A 21,298-nucleotide genomic window follows, 5' to 3' on the forward strand; every position below is an offset into this window, starting at 1 on the left:
ATCAAAAAATTTAGAAAAATAGTATTTCGTTCTATACTTGGACTTATCCTACTTTTATTGGTGCTTGGTATTGCATTGACAACACCTTTTGTTCAAACAAAAATAGCTCAATATTTTGTCCGAAGTCTTAATAAAGATTTTAACACTGATATTGCAATTGATGGAGTTGCAGTATCTATTTTTGGGGGTGTAAAGTTTAAAAAGGTTTTGATACTGGATCATCATAAAGACACTTTGATTTATGCAAATCGAATTAAAACCACTATTTTAGAGGGAAAAAAACTATTAGATGGTGATTTGGTTTTTGGAGATTTACGTTTAGATGGTTTAATTTTTAATTTAAAAACGTATAAAAACGAGAAATTCTCCAATATTGATAAGTTTATTGCCGCCTTTGAAACCGGAAAAAAGTCAAAAAAACATTTTCTATTAAAATCTTCTAAACTTCATGTTTATAATGGTCATTTCATTTTAACAGATGAGAATAGGGCGACCCCGGTATCAGTTAATTTTACTAAACTTAATGCCTCTGTCGATGATTTTCAATTGTATGGCTCAGAAGTCACTACCATAATCAACAAAATGTCCTTTCTGGATCATCGTGGTTTATATGTTGAGAATTTAAGTTCAAAATTTAGTTATTCGAAGAAGAGTATTAAACTGGAAGATCTTGATTTATTAACTAGGGGATCAAAGGTAAAGGGGACGGTCTATTTAAATTATAAAATAGAGGATTTCTCCAATTTTACGGATAAAGTTCAATTTAATATAAAATTGGATACGGCGTCAATTGCGTCAAATGACATTCGATTTTTTTATAAAGAGTTAGGGAAAAACCAACATTTTTTTACCAAAGCAAATATTAAGGGAACGCTGAATGATTTAAGGATAACAAATTTAAATTTAATTGATTCCAAAAACACTCAGATAATAGGTGATGTAAATTTCAAGAATTTATTTGCAAACAAAGAGCATGGTTTTTACATGTATGGTAAATTTGATAAACTTTATTCCAGTTATGACAAGCTGATAGTTATACTTCCTGATATTTTGGGAAAAAAGCTACCAACCACACTAAAAAAATTAGGAAAATTTTCTGCCAAGGGTATTACACATATTACTACTACGACAATTGATGCTGATTTTTCAATGGTAACAGAATTGGGAAAAGTGACTTCTAAATTACAGATGAAAAATATAGACGTGATCGACAAAGCGTCTTATATAGGAAATGTTATTATTGAAGATTTTGACATAGGTACTTTATTTGATCGAAAGGATATAGGAAGAGTAAGTTTCGATTTAGATGTGGACGGAAAAGGGTTTAAAGAAAAATATTTAGATACTTCGATAAAAGGAGATGTGAGTCAAATTGATTACAATAATTACACCTATAATAATGTAGTCGTAAATGGTAATTTTAAAATGCCTAATTATAAAGGACAACTTTCAGTAAATGACCCTAATTTAAGTATGACATTTGATGGTTTACTGGATTTAAGCAAAAAAGACAGCCGATACGATTTTCATATTAATGTTGAGAACGCTGATTTACATAAATTAAATTTTGTAAAAGATTCTATATCTATTTTCAAAGGAGATGTAGTGGTTCAAGCTTCCGGTAATACTATTGAGAATCTTCAGGGAGATTTGTATGTTAATAAAACTTCATATCAAAATGTAAAAGGAACCTATAATTTTGATGATTTTGCTATAAAATCAAGTTTTGATCAGAATCGAGTACGAACTATAGTTGTAAATTCTCCCGATGTTATGGAGGGTGAAATTGTTGGTAAATACGAGTTTAGTCAATTAAAAAATATGATAACTAATTCGTTAGGAAGTCTTTATACGAATTATAAGCCCAATAAAGTAAAAAAAGGACAGTTTCTTAAATTTGATTTTACCATTTATAATAAAATTATTGAAATATTCTATCCTGAAATTTCTATTGGACCTAACACTATTGTAAAGGGAAATATTAACTCAGACAATCAAGAGTTTAAATTAAATTTTAATTCACCGCAGATTAAAGCATCAGATAATACCTTTGATAACATCAGGATTTCGGTAGATAATAAAAACCCACTTTATAATGCTTATATCGAATTAGATAGTATAAAAAATAAGTATTATAAAATCAGAGATTTTAGTTTGATTAATGTAACTATGAAAGATACCTTGTTCTTTCGCTCAGAATTTAAAGGAGGCGATAAGGGGGAAGATTATTACAATCTAAATTTATACCACACGATTAATAAGAATAACAAGAATGTGGTTGGAATTAGTAAATCAGAAGTTAAATTTAAAGATTATTTATGGTTTTTGAATGAACAAGAGGCACCGGATAACCAAATTGTTTTTGATAAATCATTTAAAAATTTCAATATTGATAATATAATTCTGTCACATGAAGATCAAGCAATCTCATTGATGGGAGATATAAACGGACCGACTTACAAAGATTTAAAATTGAGTTTCAAAGATGTCGATTTAAATAAGATAACGCCCGAGAATGTGAAATTTGTTTTTAATGGTAATATTAATGGGGAAGTACATTACAAGCAAAATAAAAATGTTTATCAGCCAACAGCGTCAATTGAAATTGATCATTTAAACGTAAATAAAACTGATTTAGGTCTTCTAAATTTTAATATTGAGGGAGATGAAAACTTTAAAAAATTTACGATTAATTCTACCATTGAAAACGAAAATATAGAATCTTTTAATGCTAATGGAAATTTTGAAATTGTAAATAATGAGACGGTTCTAGATTTAAAATTAAAATTCGATAAATTTAATTTGGGAACATTAAGCTCTCTTGGCGGAGATGTTCTGTCTAATATAAGAGGTTTTGTTTCGGGAAATTCAACAATTCAGGGAAATCTTAAAAAGCCAGATATTAATGGTCGTCTCTATGTTGATGATGCTGGATTGACCATTCCTTATTTGAATGTAGATTATGCATTGAAAGATAAAACAATAATTGATCTTTCTGATGAGCGGTTTTTGTTTAGAGATAACACATTGACAGACACAAAATATGGAACAAAGGGGTCTTTAAACGGAAGTATTCAGCACAAAAATTTTTCGGATTGGAAATTAGACTTAACTATAAATTCAAAAAGGCTCTTAGCATTAGATACTAAAGACAGTGATGATGCAGCTTATTACGGTACCGTATTTATAGATGGTACGGCAACCATAAAAGGGCCTACAAATGGACTTTTTATAAAAGTTGATGCAAAATCGGAGAAAGGAACAACGATTAAAATTCCTATAAACAATGCGCAAAGTGTTAGCGATAATAGTTTTATTCATTTTGTTACTCCTAAAGAAAAATTTAATATCGAAAAAGGAATTTTTGAAAACACTAGAAATTATAAAGGACTCGAATTAGAATTTGATTTAGATATAACCCCAGATGCCGAAGTAGAAGTGATTTTAGATCGAAATACCGGTCATGGAATGAAAGGAAAAGGTTTTGGATCTTTGTTGTTTAAGATAAACACATTAGGTAAATTTAATATGTGGGGAGATTTCCAGGCGTATGAAGGAAGCTATAATTTTAAATATGGCGGACTTATCGATAAGAAATTTGCCGTAAAAAAAGGCGGGTCAATTACATGGGAAGGTAATCCTATGAAAGCACAATTAAATTTAGAAGCAGTATATAAAACGACTGCAAACCCTGCTGTGCTTTTAGAAAATTCGTCCTTTAATTCAAAGGTGCCAGTTGAAGTTATAATTGGTGTTCGAGGCGATTTGACGAGCCCGGAACCGGATTTTAATATTGAATTTCCAACGGTTAGTAATGTATTAAAATCTGAAATTCAATACAAATTAAATGACAAGGATGTTAGACAGACACAAGCTTTGTATCTATTATCGTCTGGTGGTTTCTTAAGTCCGGAAGGAGTAAATCAATCGGATTTTTCAGGAAGTTTGTTTGAGACAGCTACAAGTTTGTTAGGTGGTATAATACGTACTGATAATGAGAAATTTAAAGTTGGATTTAATTTCGTTTCTGCTGATAGGAGAATTGGAAGAGAAACTGACGGAAGATTTATAGCTACCATTTCATCAAAAATTAATGAAAGGATTACAATTAACGGAAAAGTAGGGGTTCCTTTTGGAGGGATTAATGAATCAGCAATTGTAGGCGATGTAGAAGTGCTTTATAGAGTTAATGAAGACGGAAGCATGAATTTGCGTCTTTTTAACAAAGAAAATGATATAAACTACATAGGACAAGGAATTGGTTATACACAAGGTGTAGGGGTTTCTTACGAAGTGGATTTTGATACCTTTAAAGAATTTGTCAATAAAATATTCAAAAGCCGTAAATTAAGAGTTGAGCGCAGCCCGAATCCTGCTTTAGAAGATCAGGACTCTGATTTAGCTCCTGATTATATTAATTTTTCGAATCCCAAAAAATCAAAAACTAAAAAACCGGACATCAATCAGGAAGCTTTAGCACCCGAAGAGGATTAATTCAACTTGATTATCATATTTCGATAAAAGATTTTGGATTGATTCGGTTGTACTTTGTTGTAAAATATTTCCCCTTACTTTTACTTAATTTCTCATAACTCATTTCTTAAATATTTAATTATTAACTATCTTTAACTGTTAATAATTAAAAAATAATTGATTTTTTTTAAATTTTGTTAAATAAAACCAATATTTTTTTGCTTTTTTAAAAACTTATTAACGAAAACGTTTGAATTTAAAGGACTGTCCTAATTTATTAAAAACTCAGCTCTATAAGTGCTGAATGTTTGTTAATTTTACACTTTAATACTTAAATAATGCCAAAAACAATAAAAAAGGTTGGCGTTCTAACCTCAGGCGGAGACTCGCCAGGAATGAATGCAGCGATACGTTCAGTTGTTAGAACATGCGCTTATCATAACATAGAATGTATAGGAATTTATAGAGGATATCAAGGAATGATTGAAGGAGACTTCAAAGAAATGGGGCCTCGAAGTGTAAATAACATAGTCAATAAAGGAGGTACGATTTTAAAATCGGCTCGCTCTACTGAATTCAGAACGCCAGAAGGCAGAAAAAAAGCACATGAAAATCTTATAAAAGCTGGAATTGATGCTTTGGTGGTAATTGGTGGTGACGGAACTTTTACAGGAGGTTTGTTATTTAATAGTGAATTTGATTTTCCAGTAATGGGAATACCAGGAACGATCGATAATGATATTTTTGGGACGAGTCATACGTTAGGTTATGATACAGCTTTGAATACCGTTGTTGATGTAATTGATAAAATTAGAGATACCGCAAGTTCTCACAACCGATTATTTTTTGTAGAAGTAATGGGTAGAGATGCAGGTCATATTGCTTTGAATGCCGGTATAGGTGCAGGAGCAGAAGAAATCCTTATTCCTGAAGAAGATTTAGGATTAGAAAGATTACTTGAATCCCTGCAAAAAAGTAAGGCTTCCGGTAAATCATCTAGTATAGTTGTTATTGCTGAAGGTGATAAAATAGGGAAGAACGTATTTGAATTGAAAGATTATGTTGATGCTAATTTACCGGAATATGACGTACGTGTTTCAGTTTTGGGTCATATGCAACGTGGTGGTTCACCATCTTGTTTTGATAGAGTTCTGGCAAGTAGACTAGGAGTAAAAGCGGTTGAATCGTTAATAGAAGGGAAATCAAGTTACATGGTTGGCCTACAAAATGATAAGGTAACGTTGACACCATTAGAGCAAGCTATTAAAGGTAAAACAGAAATAGACAGAGAATTATTAAGGGTTTCAGACATCATGTCTACATAAATAAAAAAATGAAGTTTATTGTGAGGAAATTAGACTTTAAATGAAGTTACAGAAAATAAACAAAAAATCAATTAAAATGTCAAAAGTAAAATTAGGAATAAACGGTTTTGGAAGAATTGGAAGAATTGTATTCAGAGAGTCTTTCAATAGAGATAATGTAGAAGTTGTAGCTATAAATGATTTGTTAGATGTAGATCATTTAGCTTACTTATTAAAATATGATTCAGTTCACGGTCGTTTCAATGGAACTGTTGAAGTAAAAGAAGGAAAACTTTTTGTAAACGGAAGAAATATTCGTATCACAGCAGAAAGAAATCCTGCAGATTTAAAATGGAATGAAGTTGATGTTGATGTAGTTGCTGAATGTACCGGTTTCTTTACTACTATTGAAACTGCAAATGAGCATATAAAAGGTGGAGCCAAAAAAGTAATAATTTCTGCTCCTTCAGCTGATGCTCCTATGTTTGTAATGGGTGTTAATCATGAATCGGCAAAAGCGTCTGATTTAATCGTTTCTAATGCTTCTTGTACAACGAACTGTTTAGCTCCATTGGCTAAAGTTATAAATGATAATTTCGGAATTGTTGAAGCATTAATGACTACTGTTCATGCTACAACTTCAACTCAAATGACTACTGATGGTCCTTCTAGAAAAGACTGGAGAGGTGGACGTGCTGCTTCATGTAACATTATCCCTTCTTCTACAGGTGCTGCTAAAGCAGTAGGGAAAGTTATTCCTGCATTGAACGGAAAATTAACAGGTATGTCAATGCGTGTTCCAACAACTGATGTTTCTGTAGTTGATTTAACTGTAAAAGTTGAAAAAGAAACTTCTTACGAAGAAATTATGGCAGTATTGAAAAATGCTTCTGAAACTACAATGAAAGGTATCTTAGGATATACTGAAGATTTAGTTGTTTCGCAAGATTTCGTTTCTGATTCAAGAACATCTATTATTGATGCTAATGCTGGAATTGGATTGAACTCTACTTTCTTCAAAATCATCTCTTGGTATGATAATGAATATGGTTATTCTAGCAAGTTAATTGATTTATCTGTACATATTGCAGGTTTAAAATAATTCTTTATATTTACAAATCCCGTTATATTATATTTAACGGGATTTTATTTTTTGCGCACTTTTCAAAATCCAAATTTTATGCTGTGGGTATTTTAATTTAAATTGCTCAAAATTCAAAAACCAAAAAAACCAAAAAAAAATGAGATTATTAGTTGATAGTGGTTCTACCAAAGCCGATTGGATTGCGATAGATGATGATGGGAAAGTATTGTTTACAACACAAACTTTAGGATTAAATCCTGAAATTTTAGACGGAGACGAAATAATTGAACGTTTGAATGACCGTTTTGATATTTTGCAAAATAAAAAGGAAGCTACCCATTTGTTTTTCTATGGAGCAGGGTGCGGAACTGAAAGAATGAAAATTTCTCTCTCACAAATCTTTCAAAGCTATTTTCCAAACGCAATTATAGTCGTTGAAGAGGATACTTATGCTGCTGTATATGCCACTACTCCTAAAGGTGAAAAAGCTATTGTTAGTATTTTAGGTACTGGGTCTAACTGCAGTTATTTTGATGGGAAAGAATTACATCAAAAAGTGCAATCATTAGGCTATATAGTTATGGATGACTGTAGCGGTAATGTTTTTGGAAAAGAATTAATTAGAAAGTATTATTTCAACAAAATGCCTAAGGAATTAGCTGTTGAATTTGAAAAAGAGTACGATTTAGAGCCTGATGCAGTTAAAAGTAAATTATATAAAGAAGCAAATCCAAACGCTTATTTAGCAACATTTGCAAAGTTCCTAATTCAACATAAAGACAATGAGTTTTGCAGAAAAATTATCTTTAAAGGGATGAAATCTTTTGTAAAAAATTACATTAAACAATACGAAAACTGTAAAGAAGTTCCTGTTCATTTTGTAGGTTCCATTGCCTTTTATTTGAAGGATGAATTGCAAGAGACTTTTGATAAATATGAATTGAAATTAGGAAATGTTCTTAGAAGACCAATTGACGGACTTATTGCTTATCATATAGCAAATAAATAGTTTTAAGAAGGATTGTTCCGTTTTCCATAAATAAAAAACACTACTGATTTACTTGTAAAAAAGTAAATCAGTAGTGTTTTTTATTTACAATCAATTTTATTACTATGCTAGCTGTATTAAGAAATGGAACTGATCTCAAGATTACTAAAAAATAGCAATCATAGAAATTTCCACATTTACATTTTTTGGCAAACAAGCCACTTGAACTGTTTCACGAGCGGGCGCGGTTTTTTCGTCAAAATAAGCGCCATAAACGGTATTTATTTTTCCAAAATCATTCATGTCCATTATGAAAATAGTTGTTTTCACAACGTTTTCAAATGTCATTCCGGCAGCTTCCAGAACTGCTTTCATATTTTGCATCACTTGTTCGGTTTCGGACTCAATAGTATCCGTAACTAATTCTCCAGATTTTGGATTTATAGCAATTTGTCCTGAAGTATAAAGCGTATTTCCTTTAAGGACGGCTTGGTTATAAGGACCAATTGGAGCTGGTGCATTTTCGGTAAAAATTATGTTTTTCATAAAATGAATGTATTAGATTTTTAAAGGTTTTTTTGGAAATTAATCAAATGTGATTCATTAGTTTCTGTTTGTAAAGATGTAAAATCCTTGCCTATTTTCTGTTTGAAATTAATCGTAATCAAAAAAAATAAGAAACTATCGATTGGTTCTACTACGTTTATCCCATTTAATATCGCTTAATACTCCGGCTTTGATCCCAATAAAGAATCCCCAGTTAGCATTATCTCCAAATGGTGTCCAATTGAAATCCATTCTCCAGCTCAGTAAATCTCTTTCGAAACGAAACTGTGTAAATGTTACTCCTTTTTGAACAAAATCATAACCTGTAGATACACCTGCTTTCCATTTAGGTGTAATGTCTGCATTAGCTGAAATCATTAATGAATTCCCAATAATTTTCTTTTCTCTGTTGTTATTCCCATAAGTGAGTGAATATGCAAATGTCATATCCCAAGGTAACTTAGCACTAAAAAACTCCGATATTTTGTCCTCTTCATTTTCTTCTTCCTCACCAAATTGACTTTTTCTGCTATCGCCTAAATCTGTGTTTGTTCCAAATAAATCATCTTCACGACCACCGTTTCTTTCACTTTGAGTGTTTTTTTCTTTCTTAGGTTTATCCTTTTCCTTACTTGATATGGCGTAATTCAAAGTCATATTTGCACTTGTCATTCGGAATAAACTTCCTCCATTGTCAATATTGAACACATTAATTCTGGTTCCTGAATTATTGATGGCATAAGGATCTAATGTGGCGCCAAAATTCACATTCATCTTATTTTTTAATAGTTGTGTACCACCGCTAACTCTAACTGGTGCAAAAGCAAGAGAGGTAACTCCGTCAGCGTTTAGGTTGTAACTTGTAGAAAGATTCAAATTGTTAAGAAGCATTACTTTTTTAGGTTCAATTTTTGTCGAATCCTTATCAGTGACTTTTGCTTCAAATGTATTACTCAAATCGAAACCAAGCGTGTTAGAGTTGCTGTTTCCAGGTGCTCCAAAGATCCCACTTTCAAATCGGGAATATTGTTTAATCATAGTTCCAGTAGCATCAGAAGCGTAACTATCATAATATTTTTCAAAACTTGGAGTGTAGCCATAGGAAACAGAAGGTCTCATGACGTGTCTGATGGATTTTATTTTTTTATCATCACCAAAATTAAAAGTACCATAAATTGTAGTTCCTAAACTGGATGAAAAAGAATACGTTCTAAAAGCATCAAAACCATTGATCGTATTATCTACCACTTTACTTTGATCTATATCGTAATTTCTTGAAATCGTTTTGGTGTACCATACTTCTCTGTAATTGAAGGAGCTGGAAGCACTGAAATATTTAAATAATTTAAAATTAGTACTTAGCGGAATCGTGTGTTCAATACCCGTTTTAGCATCTCTAAACATTTGTGGTTTAAAGAATAAAGAATCAGTCGTTACAATACTGTTTTTTCCACTTAAATTATATTGTAGGTTGATATTCTTGAAAAATCCTTTTTTGACACCGTCTTTACCAACAAAAGGATAAATACGATCCATACTTACCTGAAGAGTAGGCAACGTCATGTTAATTTCTTGGGTTTGCGTGTTTTGCGAATGGGTTGCAGTCAACGACATTCTAACTTGAGGAACTGTATTGAATGTTTTACTGTATGAAATCGAGGAACTTAATGTGTTATTCAGGTTTGATCCCACATTTGCCTGATTGATAGACTGCCTAAAATATTTACTGCTCCCTAGATTTACAGATGCCGAAAAACTTGAATTCGGATTCGATTTTGAATCCTTCGCATGTGACCACTGTATGTTGTAAATTTTTTGCTTGGAGTAATCAGGATATCCTCTTTCACTGTTAATTAAATTTTCAAATCGAACATTGAAATTACCTCTAAATTTATACCGTTTGGCATAACTGGATTCAAAACGCATCCCATAACTACCATTGGTATAGTAATCACCTAAAACAGTCAAATCATAATTGTCGCTTAGCGCAAAATAATATCCAGCATTTTGCAACGAAAAACCTCTGGTGTTAGAATCATTGTAACTAGGTAAGATTATTCCTGACAGGCTGGTTTCTTTACTCATAGGAAAAAAAGCAAAAGGCAATGCTATTGGTGTTGGAACATCAGCGATAACCATATTAGTCAATCCCGTGACTACTTTTTTGCCCGGAATAAATTTTACTTTTCTAGTTTGGAAATAATATTCCGGATTATCTACATCTTTTGATGTTGTAAATCGAGCATTTTTCAAGAAATAAACAGAGTCATTTTCTTTTTTTGTGATTTCTGCTTTTATTTTAAATTCCCCTTGGTCAGATCTTGAATTCCAAATTAGTGCTTTTTTAGTTTTAAAATTAAAACGAATGGAATCAGGTTCAACAACGTTACTTCCTTGTTTAAAATTTGGATATTGCGTGTATACTCCTGAAGAATCTTTTAGTCGACCTGCATATACTTCATTCTTTTCATAGTCCATCACGATAATACCAGATTTTAGTTCTATGTCCTGATAATATAGCTCAGCCTTGTTATATAAGGTGATAAGTTTTTTCTTTTGATCAATCTTAGCGTAGTCTTCGGCTTTGTATTTTACTTTACCTTCCAGAAATGCTTTTTTTTGCTTTATAGTATCGATTTTTATTGAATCGTTTTCCTTTTTTATTGTGGTTGCTGATTTTTTACTATTAGGAACAGCAGTTTTAGAGCTATCTGTTTGTTTGCTAGTAGGTATAGTAGTTGTTTTTTTTGTTATACCTTGAGAATATAATTTTCCTGATCCTATGGTTAGGAAAATTGATAATAAAACGATATTAAATAAGTTTGTATGCAAAGGTTTAAATGCTATTTTTGTAAAATTATGGCCTGTTTTTTGACACGTCAAACTTACATATAATTTTTTGTCAAAAATAATCAATTATAGAATTTATAACCCTAGAGTTTTAATTAAATTAATTTTAAGAATTATGAATATTACATTTAAAATTAAAATGCTAGTCACCTTCTTTTTAATGGTAGTTACTTTTTCTGCCTATAGTCAGTCAAATGTCTTTAAAGTAACATTAGATGCAGGACATGGAGCTCATGATTTTGGAGCAGTGTATAATGGTCACGTTGAGAAAAACATAGCTTTGGCTGTTGTTCTTAAAGTAGGAAGAATTTTGGAGGCTACTCCGCAAACAAACGTCATTTATACTCGAAAAACTGATGTTTTTATTGATTTAGTGGAGCGAGCTAATATTGCTAACAGAGCTGATGCCAATATTTTTGTTTCGATACACTGCAATGCAAATAGAAATACTGCCGGATTTGGTACGGAAACGTACGTTATGGGTATGACAAAAGTGGCTTCAAACTTAGAAGCGGCTAAAAAGGAGAACTCCGTTATTACTTTGGAAAAAGATTATAAACAAAAATATGAAGGGTTTGATCCTAATTCTCCTGAGACCATGATTGGTATGACGCTAATGCAAGAGGAATACTTAGATAATAGTATTTCTTTGGCCAGCAAAGTTGAGGATGCTTTTGGAGCTCTTGGTAAAAAAATTAGAGGAGGAGGAGTAAAACAAGCGCCTTATATGGTACTTCATAAAGCGTACATGCCCCGAGTTCTTATTGAAATGGGCTTTATTTCTAATTTTGAAGAAGGGAATATTTTAGACTCTGAAGAAGGTCAGAATGAAATTGCAAAAGCTATTGCATCGGCGATTATTAGTTATAAAAATGAATATTACGGAAGTGGCGAACCGGAAACCTTTGATACTAAACCATCACAGAAGATCATTGAAAAACCAATTAGAGATACAGTTACGGCGGTCAGACCTAAATTGAATTCTAATTCTTCTGAACAAAAAAAAACTCTGAAAGGAACTGATAACTCAGCCGCACTATTTAAAGTGCAACTTTCAGCAAGTATTAAAAGAGTTGAATTGCAACCAAGAAATTTCAAGGGGTTGAAAAATATATCTGTAGCCTATGATAACAATGTCTATAAATATATGTATGGGGAAACTGCTGATTATGAAGAAGCAAAAAAGCAATTGCAAGAGGCTAAACAAAAAGGCTATGATTCTGCATTTTTAATCGCCTTTAAAAATGGCGAAAAAATCAGCGTTGAAGACGCGATTAAAAATTAGCATACTAGAATAGGTTTCCAATTAAAATAAAAAAAACTCCCTGAATTTTGAAAATATCAAAAGAAATTAATGTCAAGTTCCTGTTTATAATCCTATTTTTTTCTTTAAATATTATTTCTCAGTCCAGTCGCAATTTTGTTATTATACTAGATGCAGGACACGGAGGCAAGGATCCAGGGAACTCTTATAATGGTTTTGTAGAAAAAGATATTGCCCTTAAAACTACTTTAAAAGTTGAAAAATATCTTCAAAGAGATCGAGACATTCAGGTTATTTACACTAGAAAAAAAGATGTTTTTATAGAATTAAGAGAAAGGCCAAAGGTTGCAAATAATATTGATGCTAACTTGTTTATTTCTATACATTGCAATTCTGTTTCCAATGCAACTCCATACGGTACTGAAACTTTTGTAATGGGTTTGGCGCGCAGCAACACTAATTTTGAAATAGCGAAAAAAGAAAACTCGGTAATATTATTGGAAAAAAATTATAAAAAATCGTATAAAGGTTTTGATCCTAATAAGCCTGAAACACTTATAGGACTGAAGATTATGCAAGAAGAATACCTGAATAGAAGTATTAGTCTGGCATCAAAAATAGAAAAGAATTTCACTTCTAAATTAAATAGAAAATCGAGAGGAATTAAGCAAATGCCTTTGTGGGTTTTGGATGCTGCATATATGCCAAGTGTCTTGATTGAATTAGGTTTTTTATCCAATAAAGAAGAAGGACTTTACCTGAATTCTGAATCGGGGCAAGAAAAAATGGCAGAAACCATTGCTGGTGCAATTATTAGTTACAAAAAACAATATTTTGAAATCGATTCAGAGGAACCGACATTCGAAAGATCAACGAAAAATCAAAGAAAAGACACTGCAACTATTTTAAAAAATAAAACATCGAAGGAAACAGTATCAGCACAAAAAAAGACTGTTGATAAGGAATCCTCTGGAGTAGTTTTTAAAGTTCAAATTGCAACTTCAAAGAAAAGCATCAAATTAATACCCGTTAATTTTAAAGGATTGAAAAATGTGTCATTATCAACAGAAAAAGGAAATTTTTATAAGTACAATTATAGTTCAACATCAGACTATACTGAAGCTAAACGAAATTTAGAAATTGCAAAATCTAAAGGGTTTCCCTCTGCATATCTGGTAGCTTTTAAAAATGGTGAAAAAATTAGTATACAAGAAGCCGTTAAATAATAATAACAAGTTTAAATTTTTATATTAAATTTGTGCAAAATACTTAAATTTTGAAAATAACAAGAGAAATTAAAACTGCCGTACTAGTCATTGCATCTATTTTATTATTTATTTGGGGCTACAGTTTTCTAAAAGGAAGAGACCTTTTTACAAATTACAAAACTTTTTATGTTGAATATAAAAATGTTGAGGGATTGGCCACATCTTCACCTGTGACCTTAAATGGTCTAATCATCGGTAAAGTAAATAGTATTGCTTTAAATCACGAAAACGGAAATCTATTAGTTGAACTTCAATTAAAAACGGATTTCCCAATTTCTAAATCCAGTGTAGCCACAATTTATGAGCCAGGATTTATTGGAGGGAAGCAAATCGCGATTTATCCTAATTTTGAAGATAAAACCATTGCAGAAGATGGACAAAAACTGCGTGGAGACGTAAAAATAGGACTTACTGAAAAAGTAGGTGGTCAATTAGCTCCGCTTCAGGAAAAGTTTGAAAAAATAATGCTTCATACAGATCAACTAATAACAGGGGTTAATAATGTTTTAGATAAAAAAGGTCAAGAAGATTTGAAAGTAAGTTTATCAGAGTTGTCTAAAACCATTGAACAGTTTCATAGAGCATCAGCAAGTGTAAATACTTTATTAGACGAAAACAAAGCGCAAATAAAAGGAGCTGTCACTAACTTCAACAAAATTTCTAACGATTTTTCTAAAATATCGGATTCAATCAATAAAGCTGATTTAGGAAAAACCGTAAGAAATCTAAATAAAACATTGGCAAGAGTTGACGGTATAATGAGCGGTTTAGAAGCTGGAAAGGGTTCTATGGGAAAATTATTGCACGATGAAGCCTTTTATGATAATTTAAAAGCTACTACAAAAGAATTAGAATTGTTACTGCAAGATATAAGACTAGTACCAACAAGATATGTTAATATTTCTGTATTTGGAAAGAAAAATAAACCATATATTGCTCCAAAAAATGATTCAATAATTAAAATAAAAAATTAGCAATGATGAGCTATTTAGACAATATATTATTTGCCATATTATTGGTTATAGGTTTTGGATATTTTTATAATAATATTAGGAAAATTATTAGAAATATTAATCTTGGTGTAGCTGTTGATAGAAAAGATAACAAAAAAGCACGTTGGAATAATATGGCCATGATTGCTCTTGGTCAGTCTAAAATGGTGAAACGACCTATAGCAGGAGCACTTCATATTATTGTGTATATTGGTTTTGTTATAATCAATATAGAATTATTAGAAATAATAATTGATGGTTTATTTGGCACGCACAGGGTATTTGCTTTTTTAGGTCCTGTGTATAATGTATTGATAGCATCTTTTGAAATATTAGCAGTATTAGTTTTAGTTGCTGTTATTGCTTTTTGGACCAGAAGAAATATTATAAGATTAAAACGATTTGCAAGTTCAGATTTGAAAGGCTCTCCTAAAAATGACGCTAATTACATTTTATATTTTGAGGTTGTTTTAATGACTTTGTTTTTATTAATGAATGCAACTGATTTGCATTTACAAAATGTTCCTGGAGGTTTTTCTCATTTTATCAAAGCAGGTTCATTTCCTATCAGTCAATTTATTGAGCCGTTATTTAACGGGATGTCAAACGAATTGGTGATGCTTTTTACCGAAATATTTTGGTGGTTGCACATCACTGGTATTTTGATTTTTATGAATTACTTGTACTTTTCGAAACACTTACATATTCTCTTGGCTTTCCCTAATACTTATTTTGCAAATCTAAATCCTCAAGGTCAATTTGATAACTTAGAATCCGTTACAAAGGAAGTAAAGATGATGATGGATCCAAACGCAGATCCATTTGCAGTAGCGCCACCAGCCGCTGAAAATGAAGCACCAAGTAAGTTTGGAGCAAGTGATGTCCAAGATTTAAATTGGGTTCAATTATTGAATGCTTACACTTGTACTGAATGTGGTCGTTGTACTTCCTCATGCCCAGCTAATATTACGGGAAAAAAATTATCTCCTCGTAAAATCATGATGGACACTAGAGATAGACTTGAAGAAGTGGGCAGGAATATCGATGCTAATAAAGGAGTTTTTATTCCGGATAATAAATCATTGTTAAACGATTATATTACACCGGAAGAGCTTTGGGCATGTACTTCTTGTAATGCATGTGTGGAGGAATGTCCAGTAAGTATAAGTCCGCTATCAATAATAATGGATATGCGACGCTATTTAGTTATGGAACAAAGTGCCGCGCCAATGCCAATAAATGTTATGATGACCAATATAGAAAATAATGGTGCGCCTTGGCAATACAATCAACAAGACCGCTTGAATTGGAAAAACGAAAACTAATATTTTAAAGTTTAATTGGTTATTCATTTAAACCTTTAACCGAATCAATAAAAAAATCATGTCAGAAAATTTAATAGTGCCAACAATGGCAGAAATGCTAGCTCAAGGGAAGCAACCAGAAGTTTTATTTTGGGTAGGTTGTGCAGGAAGTTTTGACGATAGAGCAAAAAAAATAACAAAAGCATTTGTTCGAATTTTAAATCGTAGCAATGTTTCTTTTGCGGTATTAGGTACTGAAGAAAGTTGTACTGGAGATCCTGCAAAAAGAGCTGGAAATGAGTTTTTGTTTCAAATGCAAGCCATGATGAATATTGAGGTTTTAAATGCATATGAGGCAAAAAAAATAGTTACTGCTTGTCCGCATTGTTTTAATACTTTGAAAAATGAATATCCTGAATTAGGAGGAAAGTACGAAGTAGTACATCACACGGAATTTTTGAAATCACTTTTAGATGATGGAAGATTGACAATCGAAGGAGGGCAATTCAAAGGAAAAAGAATCACTTTTCATGATCCGTGTTATTTAGGAAGAGCTAATAACGTGTATGAAGCTCCTAGAGATCTGATACTTAAACTGGATGCCGAATTAGTTGAGATGAAACGTTCTAAAGCAAATGGATTATGCTGTGGTGCCGGTGGAGCACAAATGTTTAAAGACGCCGAACCTGGAAACAAAGAAATCAACGTTGAAAGAACCGAAGATGCATTAGAAACAAAACCCGATATTATTGCTGCTGGTTGTCCATTTTGTAATACAATGATGACTGATGGTATTAAAAACAAAGAAAAAGAGGGTGATGTGAAAGTTATGGACATTGCTGAATTGATTGCTAATGCGCAGGATTTGTAGAAAAGTATTTTAATTTCTTAATCAGTTAGTATTATGATTTATAAAAAGGTTCTATTTTTTATTATAATACTATTGAGTTTGTTCTCATCTGCTCAGTCAGTTGATTCAACTAACACTGCAGATAGTTTAGCAATTAAAAATAAGCCACAAATCCAGTTTAGAGCAAAACAATTAATTATTCCTGCTGCTCTAATAACTTATGGAATTATAGGAATTGGTAATGATCAGCTCGAATCATTTAATGATCAAATTAAAGAAGAGGTAAAAGAGAACATCGATAAAAAGTTCACTATTGATGATTTTTCGCAATATCTTCCTTTGGCTTCCGTTTATGGTTTGAGTGCTATTGGTATTAAGGGGAAAAATAATTTCCGTGATAAAACCATTATCGTTGCAACTTCATATTTAATTATGGGAATTGCAGTAAATAGTTTAAAAAGGACTCTTAAAGTAGAGCGGCCTGATGGCTCTGGCTTTAATTCTTTTCCTTCGGGACATACTGCTACTGCTTTTATGGGAGCAGAATTAGTTTACCAAGAATACAAGGATGTGTCTATATGGTATGGTATTTCAGGATATTTAGTTGCTACGGGCACAGGAGCATTTAGGCTTTATAATAACAAACACTGGCTCACGGATGTAGTTGCTGGAGCAGGAATTGGAATATTAAGCGCAAAGGCTGCTTACTGGCTATATCCTTCCATTAATAGATTACTAGCTTCTAAAAAACAAACAAATAAAAAAACAGCAGTTATTCCTTATTATGACGGTAAACAAGTAGGATTTGGACTTGTTTCAACGTTTTAATCATAATAACAGCGTTAATTATAAAAATAAAATTATGTACGTTCCTTTTGAAAATTTACCCGAAGAATCTAAAATCTGGATTTATCAATCAAACAGAAAATTTTCGGATGCCGAGTTTTCTGAAATAGAAACCGCTTTGCAATTCTTTCTTGAAGGCTGGGCTGCACACGGAACAAGCCTAGTGTCTTCTTATCAGTTAAAATACAATAGATTCATTATAATTGCCGTTGATCAGGATGTTCAGGCTGCAACAGGATGTTCAATTGATTCATCTGTTGAGTTTATTCAAAGTTTAGAACAAAAATATGCGGTTGATTTATTGGATAAAATGAATGTGACTTTCAAATTAGGAGAGCATATTGCACATAAGCCTTTGATTGATTTTAAGAAAATGGTTAAGGATAAAGCTGTTACTGAAAACACTATCGTTTTTAATAATTTGGTTAATAACATTGAAGAATACAATGAATCTTGGGAAGTTCCTGCCATTGACAGCTGGCACAGTCGCTTTTTTTAAAAACAAATAGTTCAATGAAAAAAATAGGCATCAGAATTGTTTTATTTTATGTCCTGTTTCTTTTTGTTGCCGCTAGTTGTGTTGGTAAAAAAATTAATAAGCCTAAAATAATTGTAAGCAATATTCCATCGAAAACAGGTAATTCTGTAAATGATGATTTAAAAAATGCACCGACACTTTTTGAGTTACCTCCTGAAGGAACTAAATGGGTAGATAGTATTTACGCTGTAATGAATTTAGACGAAAGAATAGGCCAATTATTTATGGTAGCTGCTTATTCTAATAAAGATACAGTTCATTTAAATGCTGTTGATAGACTTATTACTCAAAACAAAATTGGAGGATTAATCTTTTTTCAAGGTGGTCCTGTTCGTCAAGCAAATTTGACAAATCGTTTTCAATCCAAATCTAAAATCCCATTATTTATAGGCAATGATGCGGAATGGGGTTTAAATATGCGATTGGATTCTACCGCTCGATATCCTTGGAATATGACTCTTGGAGCCATTCAGGATATGAAATTGATACAGAAATTGGGAGTTCAAATGGGGGAACAAAGCAAACGATTAGGGATTCAATTTAATTTTGCGCCTGTTCTTGACATTAACACAAATCCCAGAAATCCTATCATAGGTTTTCGCTCTTTTGGTGAAGATAAATATAAAGTTACAGAGCGAGCAATTGCTTTAATGAAAGGGGTACAAAGCCAAGGTATTTTCTCGACCGGGAAACATTTTCCCGGGCATGGTGATACAGAGACGGATTCTCATAAAGGACTGCCAACAATTAATTTCTCTAAAGAAAGATTGGAAGAGGTGGAGTTTTATCCTTATAGAAAAATGTTTCACGAAGGACTTTCTTCGGTTATGGTTGGGCATTTGAATGTTCCCAGTTTAGAACCAAGGCCAAATTACCCTTCATCAATTTCTTATAATGTAGTCACTGCTATTCTTCAAAAAGAATTGGGTTTCAAAGGACTTATATTTACGGATGCTTTGAATATGAAAGGGGTTAGTAACTCTAATATTCCGAGTGAAATCAATTTTGAAGCTTTTATGGCTGGAAATGATATTTTATTATTTCCTGAAAATGTTCCTATAGCAATAGATAAATTTAAACTTGCCTATTCTACTAATTTAATTTCGGAGGAAAGATTAGCTTTTTCAGTAAAAAAGATTCTAAAATTTAAATATAAAGCGGGTTTAAAATACTATAAACCTATTGAAATATCTAATTTATATAAAGACTTAAATGCAACTAAAAATGACGCTTTGCAGTATGAATTATTTGAAAATGCTGTTACTGTTTTAAAAAATAAGACCTCTCTTTTACCTATTAAAAATTTAGAAAATCAAAAAATTGCTTATGTAAAAATGGGGGATGACAGTAATGATACTTTTGTTTCTACATTAAAAAAGTATGCAGAGATTACAGTTTTGTCAGATAGTAACTTGGATAGTTTGCAAGAGAAATTAAAATTATTTTCGACGGTGATTATTGGTTATCATAAATCAGATGTAGCTTTTAAAAACAGTGATTTAAACTCAGAGGAACTATTTAAAATCAATTATTTAGCCAGCAATAATAATGTTATTCTGGACATTTTTGCAAAACCATATTCTTTATTGCCTATTGCAAATTTTGATGATATTGAAGGCTTAATCGTTTCTTATCAGAACAGTACGATTGCGCAAGAAGTTGCGGCAGAATTGATTTTTGGAGCTATTGAAGCCAAAGGAAAATTACCGGTATCCATAAACACAAATTTCAAAGTTAATGATGGTTTAGCAACCGAAAAACTAAACCGATTGGGATTTACCGCTCCAGAAAATGTGGGGATGAATCCTGAAATACTGTCTAAAATTGATGCTTTAGCCCAAAAGGCTATCAATGGCAAAATGACTCCTGGAATTCAGGTAGTTGTTGCTAGGAAAGGAAAAGTTATTTACCAAAAGTCATTTGGCTATCACACCTATAACAATGATTTGAAGGTTGTGGATTCAGATATTTATGATGTCGCATCATTAACAAAGATTCTGGCTACTTTGCCAAACGTGATGCAACAATATGATCAGCAAAAAATTAATATGGAAACGACATTAGGAACGATGTCTCCAATATTTAAAAATTCCAATAAAGAAAATATTCATTTCAAGGAATTATTGTCACATTATGCAGGACTTGTAGCGGGAATACCATTTTATAAGTCAACAATGGATAAATCGAATCTTTTAGAAAAATATTTTAGAAAAGTATCCAATGATCAATTTTCTAAACAGTTAGGAGATAGTCTTTTTATAAGAAATGATTTTCATGACTCGATAATGAAAATGATTGTTAAAAGTAAATTAGCTGTTAAAAAAGAATATAAATACAGTGATCTTACTTTTATGATTCTTAAAGATTATTTAGAAAATACAACGGGTAAAAAATTAGATGATTTAATCCAGGAAAATTTTTATCAATCACTCGGAATGAATAATTCAAGCTTTAATCCATTGAAAAAGTTTGATAAAAACAGAATTCCACCGACCGAAATGGATTCTTATTTTCGTAAACAAATTTTGCAAGGTTATGTGAATGACTTATCGGCAGCATTAGAAGGTGGCGTTTCTGGTCATGCAGGTGTTTTTTCGAATGCCATGGATGTGGCTAAAATTATGCAGTTGTATTTGCAAAAGGGGAATTATGGAAATCACCAATATTTTTCTGAGAAAACATTTAATGATTTTAACACCTGCTATTTTTGTGCAGAAGGAAATAGGAGAGGTATAGGTTTCGATAAGCCACAGTTAGGTATTGCAGGACCTACCTGCGGATGTGCTTCGATGACTAGCTTCGGGCATACTGGTTACACAGGTACGATGGCGTGGGCCGATCCTGAAACAGAAATAGTTTATATATTTTTATCTAATAGAACTTTTCCCGTTGCAGCAGAAAACAGACTTTCTAAAGAAAATATTCGAGAAGATATTCAGGAAGTAATTTATGATGCGATCGTAAAATAGCGGAATTAATCACTTTAAAAGC

Annotated in this window: 14 protein-coding genes; 12 read left to right on the forward strand and 2 right to left on the reverse strand. The window is 31.9% G+C overall.

Going from position 1 to position 21,298, the window contains the following annotated elements:
- Positions 1 to 60: 60 nt before the first annotated feature.
- The 4 genes from ACFX5F_RS14345 (at position 61) to ACFX5F_RS14360 (ending at position 7,870) form a co-directional block, all read left to right on the forward strand.
- A complete protein-coding gene (locus tag ACFX5F_RS14345; protein WP_379852779.1) occupies positions 61 to 4,494 on the forward strand; it encodes a translocation/assembly module TamB domain-containing protein in 4,434 nt (1,477 codons plus the stop codon).
- A 317-nt stretch (positions 4,495 to 4,811) separates the two neighbouring features.
- Positions 4,812 to 5,798 (forward strand): 6-phosphofructokinase, encoded by a 987-nt coding sequence (pfkA, locus tag ACFX5F_RS14350; RefSeq protein ID WP_379852700.1) that lies wholly within the window; start codon positions 4,812 to 4,814, stop codon positions 5,796 to 5,798.
- Between the two features lie 76 nt (positions 5,799 to 5,874).
- A complete protein-coding gene (gene gap, locus ACFX5F_RS14355) occupies positions 5,875 to 6,879 on the forward strand; it encodes a type I glyceraldehyde-3-phosphate dehydrogenase (protein WP_073211298.1) in 1,005 nt (334 codons plus the stop codon).
- Between the two features lie 139 nt (positions 6,880 to 7,018).
- Positions 7,019 to 7,870: an N-acetylglucosamine kinase gene (locus ACFX5F_RS14360; RefSeq protein ID WP_379852701.1), complete on the forward strand. Its 852-nt coding sequence runs from the start codon at positions 7,019 to 7,021 to the stop codon at positions 7,868 to 7,870.
- Positions 7,871 to 8,014: 144 nt separating this feature from the next.
- Here the strand turns inward: ACFX5F_RS14360 and ACFX5F_RS14365 are convergent, their stop codons facing one another.
- Both ACFX5F_RS14365 and ACFX5F_RS14370 read right to left on the reverse strand, forming a co-directional pair.
- Positions 8,015 to 8,395: a RidA family protein gene (locus tag ACFX5F_RS14365; RefSeq protein WP_379852702.1), complete on the reverse strand. Its 381-nt coding sequence runs from the start codon at positions 8,393 to 8,395 to the stop codon at positions 8,015 to 8,017.
- A 135-nt stretch (positions 8,396 to 8,530) separates the two neighbouring features.
- Positions 8,531 to 11,278 (reverse strand): putative LPS assembly protein LptD, encoded by a 2,748-nt coding sequence (locus ACFX5F_RS14370; protein ID WP_379852703.1) that lies wholly within the window; start codon positions 11,276 to 11,278, stop codon positions 8,531 to 8,533.
- A gap of 82 nt (positions 11,279 to 11,360) precedes the next feature.
- Here ACFX5F_RS14370 and ACFX5F_RS14375 point away from each other — a divergent pair, with 82 nt between their 5' ends.
- From ACFX5F_RS14375 to ACFX5F_RS14410, 8 genes are read left to right on the forward strand one after another with little or no spacing between them, the layout of a single operon-like run.
- Complete coding sequence (locus ACFX5F_RS14375) at positions 11,361 to 12,530, forward strand: N-acetylmuramoyl-L-alanine amidase family protein (protein ID WP_379852704.1); 1,170 nt, start codon at positions 11,361 to 11,363, stop codon at positions 12,528 to 12,530.
- Between the two features lie 47 nt (positions 12,531 to 12,577).
- The gene (locus ACFX5F_RS14380; protein ID WP_379852705.1) at positions 12,578 to 13,735 is read left to right on the forward strand and encodes an N-acetylmuramoyl-L-alanine amidase family protein; all 1,158 of its coding nucleotides are present in this window, start codon (positions 12,578 to 12,580) and stop codon (positions 13,733 to 13,735) included.
- Between the two features lie 50 nt (positions 13,736 to 13,785).
- A complete protein-coding gene (locus tag ACFX5F_RS14385) occupies positions 13,786 to 14,751 on the forward strand; it encodes an MlaD family protein (protein WP_379852706.1) in 966 nt (321 codons plus the stop codon).
- Positions 14,752 to 14,756: 5 nt separating this feature from the next.
- Positions 14,757 to 16,094 carry a 4Fe-4S dicluster domain-containing protein gene (locus ACFX5F_RS14390; RefSeq protein WP_379852780.1) on the forward strand — a complete coding sequence of 446 codons (1,338 nt, stop codon included), beginning with the start codon at positions 14,757 to 14,759 and terminating at the stop codon, positions 16,092 to 16,094.
- Positions 16,095 to 16,152: 58 nt separating this feature from the next.
- Entirely contained in the window at positions 16,153 to 16,944 is a 792-nt protein-coding gene (locus ACFX5F_RS14395) for a (Fe-S)-binding protein (protein WP_073211249.1), read from the forward strand.
- 33 nt (positions 16,945 to 16,977) lie between these two features.
- Entirely contained in the window at positions 16,978 to 17,751 is a 774-nt protein-coding gene (locus tag ACFX5F_RS14400) for a phosphatase PAP2 family protein (RefSeq protein ID WP_379852707.1), read from the forward strand.
- Positions 17,752 to 17,785: 34 nt separating this feature from the next.
- Entirely contained in the window at positions 17,786 to 18,268 is a 483-nt protein-coding gene (locus tag ACFX5F_RS14405; protein ID WP_379852708.1) for an ABC transporter ATPase, read from the forward strand.
- Between the two features lie 14 nt (positions 18,269 to 18,282).
- Positions 18,283 to 21,276 (forward strand): serine hydrolase domain-containing protein, encoded by a 2,994-nt coding sequence (locus tag ACFX5F_RS14410; RefSeq protein WP_379852709.1) that lies wholly within the window; start codon positions 18,283 to 18,285, stop codon positions 21,274 to 21,276.
- Positions 21,277 to 21,298 lie beyond the last annotated feature (22 nt).

It is taken from the genome of Flavobacterium zhoui, assembly GCF_042787235.1.
GTDB classification, from domain to species: Bacteria; Bacteroidota; Bacteroidia; order Flavobacteriales; family Flavobacteriaceae; genus Flavobacterium; species Flavobacterium zhoui.

What these genes read in the sequence shown, in the direction of transcription:
- pfkA (WP_379852700.1), top strand. Translation starts at nt 4,812, where the DNA reads ATGCCAAAAACAATAAAAAAGGTTGGCGTTCTAACCTCAGGCGGAGAC.
- gap (WP_073211298.1), top strand. Translation starts at nt 5,875, where the DNA reads ATGTCAAAAGTAAAATTAGGAATAAACGGTTTTGGAAGAATTGGAAGA.
- ACFX5F_RS14360 (WP_379852701.1), top strand. Translation starts at nt 7,019, where the DNA reads ATGAGATTATTAGTTGATAGTGGTTCTACCAAAGCCGATTGGATTGCG.
- ACFX5F_RS14365 (WP_379852702.1), bottom strand. Translation starts at nt 8,395, where the DNA reads ATGAAAAACATAATTTTTACCGAAAATGCACCAGCTCCAATTGGTCCT.
- ACFX5F_RS14375 (WP_379852704.1), top strand. Translation starts at nt 11,361, where the DNA reads ATGAATATTACATTTAAAATTAAAATGCTAGTCACCTTCTTTTTAATG.
- ACFX5F_RS14390 (WP_379852780.1), top strand. Translation starts at nt 14,757, where the DNA reads ATGAGCTATTTAGACAATATATTATTTGCCATATTATTGGTTATAGGT.
- ACFX5F_RS14395 (WP_073211249.1), top strand. Translation starts at nt 16,153, where the DNA reads ATGTCAGAAAATTTAATAGTGCCAACAATGGCAGAAATGCTAGCTCAA.
- ACFX5F_RS14400 (WP_379852707.1), top strand. Translation starts at nt 16,978, where the DNA reads ATGATTTATAAAAAGGTTCTATTTTTTATTATAATACTATTGAGTTTG.
- ACFX5F_RS14405 (WP_379852708.1), top strand. Translation starts at nt 17,786, where the DNA reads ATGTACGTTCCTTTTGAAAATTTACCCGAAGAATCTAAAATCTGGATT.
- ACFX5F_RS14410 (WP_379852709.1), top strand. Translation starts at nt 18,283, where the DNA reads ATGAAAAAAATAGGCATCAGAATTGTTTTATTTTATGTCCTGTTTCTT.